General features: G+C 70.2%; 13 protein-coding genes. 6 read left to right on the forward strand and 7 right to left on the reverse strand.

The features are described 5' to 3' along the window. Positions 1–3 precede the first annotated feature (3 nt). The gene (locus H613_RS25880) at positions 4–432 is read left to right on the forward strand and encodes a hypothetical protein (protein WP_035737557.1); all 429 of its coding nucleotides are present in this window, start codon (positions 4–6) and stop codon (positions 430–432) included. Positions 433–717: 285 nt separating this feature from the next. After that, positions 718–999 carry a hypothetical protein gene (locus H613_RS0110735; RefSeq protein ID WP_051393228.1) on the forward strand — a complete coding sequence of 94 codons (282 nt, stop codon included), beginning with the start codon at positions 718–720 and terminating at the stop codon, positions 997–999. A 74-nt stretch (positions 1,000–1,073) separates the two neighbouring features. On the opposite strand, the gene H613_RS25885 is transcribed toward H613_RS0110735, so the two are convergent. Together H613_RS25885 and H613_RS0110745 are read right to left on the reverse strand one after the other, a co-directional pair. Beyond that, on the reverse strand, positions 1,074–2,903 hold the full coding sequence (locus H613_RS25885) for an ABC transporter ATP-binding protein (RefSeq protein WP_035737636.1): 1,830 nt from the start codon (positions 2,901–2,903) through the stop codon (positions 1,074–1,076). 5 nt (positions 2,904–2,908) lie between these two features. Continuing rightward, positions 2,909–4,702 carry an ABC transporter ATP-binding protein gene (locus H613_RS0110745; protein ID WP_084546540.1) on the reverse strand — a complete coding sequence of 598 codons (1,794 nt, stop codon included), beginning with the start codon at positions 4,700–4,702 and terminating at the stop codon, positions 2,909–2,911. Between the two features lie 77 nt (positions 4,703–4,779). Between H613_RS0110745 and H613_RS25890 the strand changes: the two genes are divergently transcribed. The 3 genes from H613_RS25890 (at position 4,780) to H613_RS0110760 (ending at position 7,126) form a co-directional block, all read left to right on the forward strand. Continuing rightward, positions 4,780–5,562, forward strand: coding sequence for a TetR/AcrR family transcriptional regulator (locus H613_RS25890; protein WP_084546528.1), 783 nt, complete (start codon positions 4,780–4,782; stop codon positions 5,560–5,562). Between the two features lie 432 nt (positions 5,563–5,994). Then, complete coding sequence (locus H613_RS0110755; RefSeq protein WP_026923797.1) at positions 5,995–6,456, forward strand: PPC domain-containing DNA-binding protein; 462 nt, start codon at positions 5,995–5,997, stop codon at positions 6,454–6,456. Between the two features lie 49 nt (positions 6,457–6,505). Further along, a complete protein-coding gene (locus H613_RS0110760) occupies positions 6,506–7,126 on the forward strand; it encodes a VOC family protein (RefSeq protein ID WP_245598527.1) in 621 nt (206 codons plus the stop codon). A 9-nt stretch (positions 7,127–7,135) separates the two neighbouring features. Here the strand turns inward: H613_RS0110760 and H613_RS0110765 are convergent, their stop codons facing one another. From H613_RS0110765 to H613_RS0110775, 3 genes are all read right to left on the reverse strand, one after another. After that, the gene (locus H613_RS0110765) at positions 7,136–7,972 is read right to left on the reverse strand and encodes a class I SAM-dependent methyltransferase (RefSeq protein ID WP_026923799.1); all 837 of its coding nucleotides are present in this window, start codon (positions 7,970–7,972) and stop codon (positions 7,136–7,138) included. 161 nt (positions 7,973–8,133) lie between these two features. After that, positions 8,134–8,799 (reverse strand): GNAT family N-acetyltransferase, encoded by a 666-nt coding sequence (locus H613_RS0110770; RefSeq protein ID WP_026923800.1) that lies wholly within the window; start codon positions 8,797–8,799, stop codon positions 8,134–8,136. A 79-nt stretch (positions 8,800–8,878) separates the two neighbouring features. Next, positions 8,879–10,171, reverse strand: a complete 1,293-nt coding sequence (locus H613_RS0110775) for a cytochrome P450 (protein ID WP_051393229.1) — start codon at positions 10,169–10,171, stop codon at positions 8,879–8,881. Positions 10,172–10,408: 237 nt separating this feature from the next. On the opposite strand from H613_RS0110775, the gene H613_RS0110780 reads away from it, so the two are divergent. Next, complete coding sequence (locus H613_RS0110780; RefSeq protein ID WP_026923802.1) at positions 10,409–10,999, forward strand: DNA-3-methyladenine glycosylase I; 591 nt, start codon at positions 10,409–10,411, stop codon at positions 10,997–10,999. Here H613_RS0110780 and H613_RS0110785 read toward each other — a convergent pair. Further along, complete coding sequence (locus tag H613_RS0110785; protein ID WP_026923803.1) at positions 10,996–11,829, reverse strand: aldo/keto reductase; 834 nt, start codon at positions 11,827–11,829, stop codon at positions 10,996–10,998. The genes H613_RS0110780 and H613_RS0110785 overlap by 4 nt on opposite strands. A gap of 63 nt (positions 11,830–11,892) precedes the next feature. Then, complete coding sequence (locus H613_RS0110790) at positions 11,893–12,921, reverse strand: LacI family DNA-binding transcriptional regulator (protein WP_026923804.1); 1,029 nt, start codon at positions 12,919–12,921, stop codon at positions 11,893–11,895. Positions 12,922–13,111 lie beyond the last annotated feature (190 nt).

The following is a 13,111-nucleotide window of genomic DNA, read 5'->3' on the forward strand; positions in this document are numbered from 1 at the left end:
GCGATGAGTGAACGCTGGGAGACGGTCGAGGAGATCAGTGCCGCGAGGCGGCGGTTCGAGGAGTCGCTGCCGGACTGGCGCCGACCGGCCGCCTACGGCGTCGGTCGGCCGGGCGGCCCTGACGGCATCGAGTTCGTGCGCGTCAACGACGGCGAGCACCCGCTGCCCGCCGCCGTGCTCGCGACGGTCTGCGGCTACCGCGGCGCCACGGGCTCCTTCCCCCTGTCCAGAGCCGAGCTGACCCGGGCGATCGACCTGCTCGCGCCCGCCGAGGCCTGCACCGCTTACGAGCACCCGAACCTGTGGGCATGGCGCGAACTGCGGGACGAGCTCCACGAGGACCACGAGGCCGCCGCGGTCTTCATCGACGACTGGGAAGCGCCCTCCGACGACCCGCACGTCAAGGCACTGCGCAAGGCGCTCGGCCACTGACGGCAGCGCCTCGACGGGGAGCGAACACCGGCAGACCCGCCGCCCAGCCGGTCCGCGCACGGGTGGCCGGACCGTGGACGGCGTGGGGCACAATGATCGGTGTGATCATCGACAACAGAAAGGGCGATGCCGCGTAGGCCGCCCGCGCGAGTACGCGCCTCCATCCCGAAGCGCCCACGGCCCTGGCGGCCGGGACGCGTCACCCAGATCCCGAGCGCATCCGGCTCGCTCACCGCGGCGATGCGGCGGCTCGAACATCATGACCCCCGTTTGGAACCGGGGGACGTGGCGGCCGCGTTCATGACTTGGCGGCGACGGGCGTTCGGTCCATACCGCCAGTTGACCGCGTCCTGCGAGCACTTCGAGTACGACTATCTCTATTTCGGCCCGCCGCCCAGAGACGTCCTGGAGTTCGCCGTTCATCGGCTACCCCGCAAGTCCGCATCGGAGCTGCGTCGCCTGCTCGCCCCGATCGACCGGCACTTCCTCGAACGCACGCTCCCCAACCCGCTCGCGCCGCCGGGGCCGTGGTGGAAGCGCCGCTGTTCCACCGACATCCTCAACTGAGGCGGCGCGCGGCCCGAGTCGTCCTCGGGTGTTGTCGACTCGGGCCGCGCCGGCTGGGTTCCGCTGGTTTCCTTTTACCCGATCGGGACCTCCTCCTGCTCCTCGACGGCCGGTTGGGAGAACTGGGCGGTGTACAGCCGGGCGTAGGCGCCGCCGGCCTTCACCAGTTCTTCGTGGCTGCCCTGCTCGACCACCTGGCCGTGCTCCATCACCACGATCACGTCCGCGTCGCGGATGGTCGACAGCCGGTGGGCGATCACGAAGCTCGTGCGGCCCTGCCGGAGCGCCACCATGCCCTGCTGCACCAGCATCTCGGTGCGGGTGTCCACCGAACTGGTGGCCTCGTCCAGGATCAGGATCGACGGGTCGATCAGGAAGGCCCGCGCGATGGTGATCAGCTGCCGCTCGCCCGCGCTCAGGCTGCCCTCGTCGGTCTCGATCGCCGTGTCGTAGCCGTCCGGCAGCGTCCTGATGAAGTGGTCGGCGTGCGCCGCCGAGGCCGCCGCCACCACCTCGTCCCGCGTGGCCTCCGGCCTGCCGTAGGCGATGTTCTCGGCGATCGTGCCGCCGAACAGCCACGTGTCCTGGAGGACCATGCCGATGCGCCGCCGCAGCCGTTCGCGCTCGACCGTCGCCGTGTCGACGCCGTCCACGGTGATGCGTCCGGCGTTCAGGTCGTAGAACCGCATCAGCAGGTTCACCAGGGTCGTCTTGCCCGCCCCGGTGGGGCCCACGATCGCCACCGTCTGGCCCGGTTCGGCCTTCAGCGAGAGGTGCTCGATCAGCGGTTCGTCGGGGAGGTACCGGAACGAGACGTCCTCGAAGGCCACCTCGCCGCGCACCGTCTCCAGCGGCCGCTCCTCGGCGGCCGGGATCGGCTCGGGCGACTGCTCGTCGGCGTCGAGCAGTTCGAAGATCCGCTCTCCGGAGGCCACGGCCGACTGGATCTGGCCGGACATCGCGGCCATCTGGTTGACCGGCCCGGAGAACTGCATCGTGTACTGGATGAACGCCTGGATCTCGCCGATCGAGATCGCCCCCGCGGCCACCCGCAGGCCGCCGATGACCGCCACCAGCACATAGGTGAGCGATCCGAGGAAGCCCAGGACGGGGGCGATCAGACCGGACAGGAACTGCGCGCCCGCGCTCGCGGTGTACATCTCGTCGTTGTGGCGCTTGAAGACGGCCACCGACTCGCCCTGGCGGCCGAACACCGTCACCAGCTGGTGCCCGGTGATCATCTCCTCGGCGTGGCCGTTCACCTTTCCGGTGGCCGCCCACTGGCGGCCGAACCGCGGCTGGGCGCGCTTGCCGATGGCCTTCGCGACCCACACCGTCACCGGTATCGTCAGGAGCACCAGCAGGGTCAGCAGGGGCGAGATCGTGAGCATCATGACCGGCACGCCCAGGAACATCAGCGCGCTGAACACCATGCGCTGGAAGACCTGCTGGGCGGTCTGGGTCAGGTTGTCGATGTCGTTGGTGACCGTGGAGAGCACCTCGCCCCGCGGCCGCGAGTCGAAGTAGCGCAGCGGCAGCGCGGCCACCTTCGCGTCGGCGGCCTCGCGCAGCTCGTACGCCATGCGCTGTGCCAGGCTCGCGATGGTGCGGCCCATGCCGACGGTGACCAGCCACGAGCCGGCGGCCAGCGCCGCCCCGAGGCCGAGCAGGCGCGCCAGCGCCGCGTAGTCGACGCCGCCGTCCTCGCTGACGCCGCGGATCACCAGGTCGGTGGCATCGCCCAGGATGCGCGGGACGGCGAGCATCGCGGCGGCGCTGAGCGCGGCGAAGACGACGATCCCGATCACGCGCAGCCGGTCGGTGCGCAGCATGCGCAGGATCCGCAGCGCGGTGCCGCGGAAGTCCGCGGCCTTGGCGTTCGCCGGGTTGCCCCCCGGCCTCATCATGCTCACATCGCCTCCTGGAGGGTCAGCTGGGAATCGACGATCTCGGCGTAGACCGCGTTGTCGCGCAGCAGCGTCTCGTGCGTGCCGACCCCGACCACTCGGCCGGCGTCGAGGACGACGATCCGGTCGGCGTCGCGGACGGTCGAGACGCGCTGGGCCACGATCACGAGCGCGGCGTCGGCGATCTCGGAGGACAGCGCCTGGCGCAGTGCGGCGTCGGTGGCGGTGTCCAGTGCGGAGAAGGAGTCGTCGAACAGGTAGATCTCGGGACGGGCGACCAGGGTCCGGGCGATCGCCAGTCGCTGGCGCTGGCCGCCGGAGACGGTGGAGCCGCCCTGGCCGACGGCCGTCTCCAGGCCGTCGGGCATGGCCCGCACGAAGTCGGCCGCCTGGGCGATCTCCAGCGCCCGCCACAGCTCGGCGTCGCTCGCCTCGGGGTCGCCGTAGCGCAGGTTGGAGGCCACGGTGCCCGAGAACAGGTGGGCCCGCTGGGGGATGAGTCCAATGGTGGAGGCGATCAGGGACCGGTCCATCTCGCGCACGTCGACCCCGTCGATCGTCACCGACCCGCCGTCCACGTCGAACAGCCGGGGGATGAGGTTCAGCAGCGTGGTCTTGCCCGAACCGGTCGACCCGATCACCGCCGTGGTCTCGCCGGGCCTGGCGACGAGGTCGACGCCGCGCAGCACCGGCTCCTCGGCGCCCTCGTAGCGGAAGGTCACGTCCTTGACCTCGAGTTCGCCGCGGCCGGGCAGTTCGGTGACGGGGTTCGGCGGGTTCGCGACGCTCGGCTCGGTGTCGAGGACCTCCTGGATGCGCCCGGCCGCGACCTTGGCGCGCGGGGCCATCATGAACACGCCCATGGACATCATGACGGCCATGAGGATCTGGGAGACGTAGCTCAGGTAGGCGATGAGCGATCCGACCTGCATCGAGCCGTCGGCGATGCGTCCGGCGGCGAACCACACCACCGCGATCGAGGTCAGGTTCGAGACGGCCATCGCGGTGGCTCCGAAGAACGCCTGGATGCGGCCGACGCGCAGCGCGACGGCCATGAGGTCGCCGTTGGCCTCGCCGAATCGCTCCTGCTCGTGGCGGTCGCGCACGAACGCCCTGATGACGCGGATGCCGGTGATGTGCTCGCGCATGACCCGGTTGACCGAGTCGATCCGCGACTGCATCGCCCTGGCCGAGGGGATCATGGCCCGGATGATGGCGAGCACCGCCAGGACCATGATCGGGATGGCCACCAGGAGCGTGGCCGACAGCGGCACGTCCTGGCCGAGCGCCAGGGCGAGCCCGCCGATGCCCATGACCGGGGCCATCAGCAGCATCATGAGCGCCATGACCATCAGCAGCTGGACCTGCTGGACGTCGTTGGTGGTGCGGGTGATCAGCGACGGCGCCCCGAAGCGGTCGACCTCGCGCTGCGAGTAGGACTGGACTCGTTCGAAGATCGCGTTCCGCAGGTCGCGGCCGAGGGCCATCGAGATGCGGGCGCTGAAGAGGACCGCGGCGCCGGCGGCGCTGATCTGGATGAGCGTCACGCCGAGCATGAAGGCGCCGTGGCGCAGGACGTAGCCGGTGTCGCCGTGGACGACGCCGTTGTCGATCAGGTCGGCGTTCAGGGTCGGCAGGTACAGCATCGCGAGCGTCTGCGTCAGCTGGAAGACGACCGTGAGGGCGAGTTGCCCGCGGTAGGGGCGGAGGTGTTCGCGCAGCAGCCGTATGAGGCCGCCGGACTCTGCCGGGGTCGCAGGCTCCTCGGCCGAGTCGGATGGGTGGGTTTCTGGCATGGGATCCACCATAGCCAAGGTTTTGACCGAGTACAAGTTTTTATTCGGTTGAATTTTCAACCTGGTACACTGTTCACATGGAAGAAGAGCTCGGCCTGCGGGAACGCAAGAAGCGCGCCACCTGGTCCCTGTTGATGAGCACCGCACTCGACATGTTCGAAGAGCGCGGGTACGACAATGTGTCGGTCGCGGAGATCGCCGCGGAGGCCGGGGTGTCCAAGGCCACGGTCTTCAACTATTTCCCCAGCAAAGAGGAGCTGGTCGTCGGGGGAGCGAAGTCGCACACCGAGGAGCCGGCCCGGCTGGTCCGCGACCGCGCGGTGGGCGAGACGCCGCATGCGGTGATGCGCGATTACTTCCTGCGGGCCCTCGAACGGCGCGAGCCGCTCTCCGGGCTGTGCGACGAGCCGCTCGTGCTCCAGGTTCACCGGGTCGCCCGCGCGAACCCCGGTCTGAGCCTGCGCCTGATGGACTACCGGCGCCAGGCCTCGGTCATGCTGGCCGAGCAGTTGATCGCGGAGGGCGGCTCGGAGCTGACCTCCAACCTGGTCGCCAGCCAGCTGCTGCACGTCCAGTACATCCTCGCCCAGGGCAACGTCCGCCGCATCTACGCCGGCGAGTCGATCGATGCGATCTACCCCGGCGCGGTCGCCACCGCCGAGCACGCCTTCCGCCTGCTCCAATACGGGATCGGCGATTTCATGCGCCGGGACGCCGAGCCGCGCGGCGCGGTCGACGCCGCCTTCCACGACACCGGTCCCAGCGCCGAGGCCGACCGCTGCGTCGAATACGCGTCGAGCGGACCCTGCGCGCACGGGGAGAGCGGGCAGGCCCTGCCCGGCGCCGAGGACGAGCGCTAGCGCCGGTTCGTCCACAACGGCGTTCGAGGGATTCGAGGCCCGCCCCCGGCCGGCGTTCCAATTCGGCCCAAGTCCCCTTCGTGTGCTCGGGCGCCGGTACGACGCCGCGCTTGAACGGCCGCTCGACGCCACGCCCACTGAGCTGCGATCCTGAGTGGAATTGTTCCGTGATCCGGTGAAGTATGCTTGCAGGACACCGGAATGCGACACTCGCGTGTGGTGACCCGAAGCCAGGGATACCGCGGAATCCACACCGTCCCCCCGTGTCGCGCCCGGAACCGGGCCTCGGCCGTGCGCCGGGCGCCGCCAGAGCAGCGCCGCTCGCGACCATGTCCGGCCGAAGGGCCACGGTGCGCCCAATGACATGCCCAACGACATCGGGACGTCTCGGGCGAAGCGATCCGAGCACTCCCCACCTGAAGGGAGCGTCCATTGAAACTCAACACCCTTGACATCGGACGGACCGTCGCCGTCACCTTCGAGCACGGCGAGGACTTCTTCAAGGCACTGCGCTGCGCCTGCGAGGAGGCCGGCATCCGCCAGGGCTACATACCGCTGTTCCTGGCCGGGATGTCCGAGGCCGAACTCGCCGGGACCTGCCGGAAGCCCGAAGACCCCGAAGCCCCCGTCTGGTCGGCCGTCCACCTCACCAACCTCGAAGCCGTGGGCGCGGGCAGCCTCGCCTGGGACGAGGAGCACCAGGCGGTGTCCCCGCACGTCCACCTCAGCGTCGGCACCAGGCAGCACGGGGCCCTCGGCTACACGAGCCACCTGCTCGCCGCCACCGTCCAGTTCCTCACCGAGATGATCATCGTCGAGGTCACCGCCCCGCAGGCGCGCCGGATCAAGAACCGCGCCCTGTACGACGTGCCGGTTCTGACCTTCGAGGACTGACATGCGTCGAGTTGGTACGGATGGGATGAACCGATACTAGACTGCACGCATGTCTATGGTCGACCATCTTGTTCTCGCCACGCCCGACCTCGCCGCCACCGTCGCCGAGATCGGGCGCCTCACCGGGATCGATCCGGTCCCGGGCGGCAGACACCCGGGTCTCGGCACCGTCAACCATCTGCTCGGCATCGGCGAAGGCGCCTACCTCGAGATCATCGGGCCCGACCCCGACCAGCCCGCCCCGTCCCGGCCCCGGCCCTTCGAGATCGACTCCCTCACCGAGTCGCGCCTGGTGACCTGGTCCATCCAGGTCGAGGACATCGACGAGGCCGTGGAGTCCTCGCGCGACGAGGGGTACGACCCCGGCACGCCGTGGGCGATGTCGCGGCGCATGCCCGAGGGCGGCGATCTCAGGTGGCGGCTGACGCTCGACTACGAGCACGGGCACCGGGGCCTCATCCCGTTCCTCATCGACTGGGGCCGCACGCCCCACCCCTCCGCCGGGCTGCCGGTGGCGCCGCTGGTCAGCCTGGAGGCCGTCCACCCCGAACCCGCGGCCATCGAGCCGTGCCTCAAGACGATCGGGGCCTCACTGCAGATCAAGCCGGGCAACCGGCAGTCGCTGGTGGCGACGCTGCTGGGCGAGACCGACCTGGTCGTCATCCACTGAGCGTCCCGGTCAGGCCGGTCGCGACGCCTTGAGCGAGAACATGAGCGGCACTCGCGGCCGTCCCTTCGGCGCGCGGAAGTAGCCGTCCTCGCCGCACTCCAACTCCCCGTTCTGCTGGAAGAGCGTCATGTCGAACTCGTGCAGGAACTCGGTCCGCAGACCGGCGGCCGCGACCGCACTGACGATGTCGCCGAGTGTGTGATCGCGTTCGAAGCTGCGGTTGTTGACCGTCTGGGCGTTGAAATCGACGTAGGTGCCAGGCTCGTCCGCGATCTTCGGAGCCGTGTCGAAGTAGTCGTGCGCGATCACGGTGGCGCTCTCCCACCCCATGAGATGCGAGAACGGGTGGAAATCGGCGAGGTAGAGGAACCCGCCCGGCGCGACCAGCGATGCGGCCGACTCCGCCCAGCGCCAGATGTCGGGAAGCCAGCAGATCGCGCCGATGCCGGTGTAGACGATGTCGTAGTCCGCCTCCGGCACGGCCGAGGCCGCCTCGTACACGTCCGCGGCCACGAACTCGGCGCGGTCGGGGCCGAGACCGATCTCCGCGGCCAGGCCCCGCGCCACCTCCACGGCGGGCTCGGAGAAGTCGAGGCCCACGACCTTCGCCGCGCCGCGCCTGGCCCATGAGAGCGTGTCCTGTCCCATGTGGCATTGCAGGTGGAGCAGGCGTTTGCCGGTGACATCGCCGACCTCGGCGGCCTCGAAGTCGCGGATCTCGTCCTTGCCCTCGCGGAAGGCGTCCTGGTCGTAATACTCGCTGGCGGCGTGGATCGGGACGCGCTCGTCCCACATGGCCCGGTTCGTCTCGAGCCACTCGGCCCAGTCTTCATGAGAGGTCGTCATATGGTGATCCCGTGGTCGTAGGGTTGCGTTCGCGCAAGGCTCGCTGCCGAGGAGGAACGGCGCCACCTCGTCGCAGAACCGGCGAGGCGGTCGAAGGCGTGCCGGTCAGGTCCCGTTCCCGCAGCCCACGATTACAGCGTTTGCCGGTACGGACAAGCGAATTACGCGACCTCCTGGCCGTCCCCCTTGCGGAACGCGCCGGGGAAGTCGGACCGGAAGGTCCAGCCGAGGGTCTCGTACAGCGCCCGGCCCGTGTCGGTGCCGACCAGCAGGCCGACCGTCATGCCCAGTTCGAGGGCCCGATTCGACAAGGCGCGCATGACCGCGGTGCCCAGGCGGCGGCGCCGGTGCGCGGGGGAGGTCTGGACCTGGTCGAAGACGCCGAACTCGCCGCTGCGGCCGAGCCGCGCCGACGCGGCGGCCTCGCCGTTCGCGTCGCGGACCGTCGCGACGGTCAGTTCGCCCTCGGTGGTCACCTCGACCCGGTAGCCCTCGGGCACCTCCGCCCGATGCGGCGTGAGCGATGCGGTCATGAGGTGGCCGGCGTCGTCCGACACCCAATCGGGAGGGAGTGCGGCGCGCAGGGCCGCGGTCGGGCCGGAGAGCCTGATCTGGCTGCCCGGCGCGGTCTGCTCCGCGGCGAGCCGTCCGAGGAACTCAGGGCTGTAGGTGTGCAGGACGTGCCGGATTCTGCGGGTGGGGGCGTCGACGAAGGCCCGGAAACCGCCCGGGACGCCCACCGGCGGCGGGGTCAGACGCGAGACGGCCCGGCCGCGGCCCCAGGCCATGACGAGTTCGGGCATCGAATGGACGGATCGGGCGGACACGGCGGCGGCTCCTCGGCTTCGGCGGCCCGCCCATCTTATTGCAATGTATTTGCAATAAGATGGGCGGGCCGTGGCGAGGTCATCGTCGCTGGTAGGCCACCTTGGTCGACTCCGGCCACTTGGCGCCCTGGCCGGTGATCGGCTGCGGGTCCGCGTTCAGCAGCTTGAAGTCGTAGCGCTGGAGCAGCCGCGCGAGGACGACCGTCATCTCGAGGTAGGCGAACCGCATGCCGAGGCACCGGTGGAGGCCGCCGCCGAAGCCGATGAGCTTGCGCATCTGCTCGGGCTCCTCCACGTAGCGGTCGGGCCGGTACGAGTCCGGGTCGGGGAACTCCTCCTCCAACCGGTGCGTCATCGCGGGCGAGAGCATGACCATCGAACCGGTCGGGATCTCGTGCCCGTCGACCTCCATCGGCTCGACGGTGCTGCGGACCATCATCGGCGCGACCGGGTGGAGCCGCTCGGACTCGTGCAGGCACCGGTCCAGGTGCGCCAGGCGCCGCACCTCCTTGGCGTTCATGGCCTCGGGGACCTCGTCGAGCTCCTCGCGCGCCCGTTCGAGCTCGTCGGGGTGGCGGAGCAGGTCGATCAGGCCCCAGGAGATCTGCCCGGTGGTGGTCTCGTGCCCGGCCCACACCAGCATGATGATGAGGTGGATGAGGATGTCGTCGGGCACCGGCGTCCCGTCGTCGTACTCGGCCTTGACGAAGTAGTCCAGGAAGTCCTCGCCGTCGCCGTCCTGGGCGCGGCGCCTGTCGATGATCTGCTGGAGCCGCGCACGGATGCGCTTCCCGGCGGCGCGGCTGCGCAGCAGGTGCGGCACCGGCAGCCAGCCGGGGGTGACGAAGTCGGCGCCCTCGGAGAAGCGGCGGAACTCCCCGAACCAATCGGTGGTGGTCTCGGCGAAGCGCTCGCCGAGGAAGGAGTGCGCGGCCACGCGCATGATCAGCGGCCCGAAGGCGTCGGGGACGCTGACCTCGCCGGAGTCGCCGAGCCCGTCCATGAAGGCGCTCACCTCGTCCTCCATGACGCCGACGTAGGTGTCGAGCTGGCGGCCCTGGAAGCGGGGGAGGACGACCTGCCGCTGCCGCTTGTACTCGTCGTAAGGCGCGAAGAAGTAGAAGTCGGGGCTGAACATCCGCAGGAAGAACGGGTAGGCGGTGCGGATCGAGAGCTTGCGGTCGGTCTCGTCGAAGGTGAGCTTGTTGTGCTCGGTGCCGAGGAGGACGACGGTGTCCTTCAGCGGGAGGCGCAGGCGGAACATGGAGCCGTGCTCGCGGTGGCCGCGCCTGAAGAGCCCGAGCGGGTCGCGAGTGAGCTCGGCGGCGTGCCCGATCACCGGGCGGCCGCCCGAGAGCGTCGGAATCGACATGCTGGTATTCATATGTCACCTCAAAAGGTTGCTTTGGTCCTGAGCTGCCGGTGGGGATCAACTTGGCCAGAGCTCATCGGCGGGTGGGGGCGCCGATTGTGTTCGAATCGTAACCTTTGTTGCCTGTATCACGCAACTATGAGGACGGTGGCGTCCAGGGACTGTCGGCGCCCGGTCGTACGGTCGAGACCGCGGGCGGCGGGCAGGCCGCCGCAGTAAGGCAGAGAGGAGGCGCAGATGGCGGACGGCGTGATCGTCGGTGCCGACGGTCTGGCGCGATGCCCGTGGGGCGCCGAGCCCGAGGTGTACCGCGCGTACCACGACGGCGAGTGGGGGAGGCCGCTGCGGGGCGACGACGAGCTGTTCGAGCGGATCAGCCTGGAAGCGTTCCAATCGGGCCTGTCGTGGTTGACGATCCTGCGGCGCAGAGAGGCGTTCCGGGCCGCCTTCGACGGCTTCCGGATCGAGGCGGTGGCGGCCTACACCGACGCCGACGCCGAGCGCCTGCTCGGCGACGCGGGCATCATCCGCAACCGGGCGAAGATCGCCGCGACGATCGACAACGCGAAGGCCGCCCGGGAGCTCGACGGCGGCCTGACGGAGCTGATCTGGTCGTTCGCGCCCGCCGAGCGGGAGCGGCCGAAGGCGGTCGGCGACGTCCCAGCGGTGACACCGGAGTCCACGGCGCTGTCGAAGGCGTTGAAGAATGAGGGATTCCGGTTCGTGGGACCGACGACGGCCTACGCGATGATGCAGGCGGTCGGCATGGTCGATGACCACCTGGCCGGCTGCCACGTGGCGGCGGGGCTGGAGAGCGAGGTTCGCTAGTCCCGCCCGGGAAGCGGGTCCAAGCGGTCGAGCTGGTCCGACGTCAGCTCGAGGTCCGCCGCGGCGAGGTTCTCCTCGAGGTGACCGACACCGGTGGTGCTCGGAATCGGGAGGACCACCGGCGAACGAGCGAGCAGCCAGGCGAGCGCGACCTGCGTCGGAGTCGCGCCGAGTTCATCGGCCACGGCGGCGGCCTCGGCTCGGGACCCGGCGCTGCCGGCGGCCACCGGTCGCCAGGGCAGGAACGCGATCCCCGCCGCGTCACAGGCCGCGAGCACAGGATCGTGTTCCCGGTCGAGCAGGTTGTAGCGGTTCTGCACACTGGCGATCTCGACGATCGAGCGGGCGCGTTCGAGCTCGGCGACGGTGACCTCGGACAGGCCGATATGGCCGATCTTGCCTTCCGCCCGGAGCTCGCCGAGAGCGCCGAGCTGGTCGGCGAGCGGGGTGTCCGGGTCGATGCGGTGGAGCTGGAGCAGCCCGATGCGGTCGACGCGGAGGCGCCGGAGGGCTTGATCGACCCCGTCGCGAAGCACCGACGGCCGCCCGTCGACGCGCCATTCGCCGTCGACGAGCGAGATGCCCACCTTGGTGGCGATGTGCAGGTCGTCCGGGTAGGGGTACAGCGCCTCGGCCAGGAGCTCCTCGTTGGCGCCCCAGCCGTACATGTGCGCGGTGTCGATCAGAGTGACGCCCAGTTCGACCGCCCTGCGGGCAACCGCGATCGCGGCCCGGCGAGCCGATGCCGGCTCGGGCGCCAGGCGCATGGCGCCGAATCCGATGCGCCGCACCGTCAGGTCGCCGCCTATGTCGAACGTGGTCGAAGCCATTCAGTGTGGTCCTTTCGTCTCCAAGCTGCGCAACGGTACCAAGGCTCGGAGTCCTCCCGCCGGTCAGTTCAGCGGGGCCGTCGAACCTCGGATCACGATGCGGCACTGCATCGTCTGCACGCCGCGGTCGTGCTCGTCGTCGATGGCGTCGAACAGGGCCCTGGCCGCGGCGCGGCCCAGCTCCTCCAGGTTCATGTCCACGCTGGTCAGCTGCGGCCTCGCGCCGACGGTCAGGACCTCCCAGTTGTCGAAGCCCATCACCGCCACGTCGTCCGGCACGGCCCGCCCGCGCTCCCGCAGCGTGTCCAGCACGCCTCGGGCCACCTGGTCGCTGCCGCACAGCACGGCGTCGACCTCGGGGTGCCGGTCCAGCACGAGCCCCGCGGCCGCGCGCCCCCAACCTTCTGACCAAGTGCCGTACGAGACCTGCCCCACCGGCTCGAGTCCGGCCTCCTCCAGCGCCGCCGTCGCCCCCGCGACGCGGTCCCTGGCCGCGCTGTAGTCCCGGTCGCCGCTGATGTGCGCGATCCTCGTTCGCCCGCAGGCGATCAGGTGCTCCACGGCCATCCGCCCGGCCTCGACGTTGTCCGGCACGATCGACAGGTCGTCCGGGTCCTCGGACGGCGCGTAGGCGTAGACCACCGGCACGTCCACCGCGTCGGCCAGGGCCGGACGCGGGTCGGTGCTGCTGCCCACGACGATGAGCCCGTCCACCCGGCGGCTGACCAGCGCCTGGACGTGGTGGCGCTCCCGGATCGCGTCGCCGCGCGCGTCGCACAGGAACACCGACACCTGGCCCGCGCCGAAGGCGTCCTCGGCGCCCATGAGGATCGGCAGGCTGAAGCGCCCCACCAGGTCCGAGGTGAGCAGCCCGACCGTGCCGCTCCGCCCGGCCAGCAGGCCGCGCGCCAGCGAGTTGGGGGAGAACGACAGCTGCGCGGCAGCGTCGAGCACTCGCGCCCGCGTCTGCGCGTGCACGTGGTTGCGGTTGTTGAGGGCCTTGGACGCCGTGGCGACCGAGACGCCCGCCAGCTTGGCCACATCGGACAACGTCGCGGTGCGGGCGCCGCGCGAACCGGTCGGTCTGGCCATCGCGTCCTCCTTCGTGCCGGGTGCGCCGGGGCTTCGGCGCCGACTGGTCGACTGTAGCCCACGAGCGGAAAGTTTGCCGTCCAGCCTTTCGGCTGGCGGTGCCCGGCGCACCTGCGGAGTCCCAATTTACTGGGATCGATGCATTGACAACGACCGTCGCGAGGCCATAGCATTTCGTCAGCAGCTTGCC

The sequence above is a fragment of the Glycomyces arizonensis DSM 44726 genome, from assembly GCF_000482705.1.
GTDB lineage: Bacteria > Actinomycetota > Actinomycetes > Mycobacteriales > Micromonosporaceae > Glycomyces > Glycomyces arizonensis.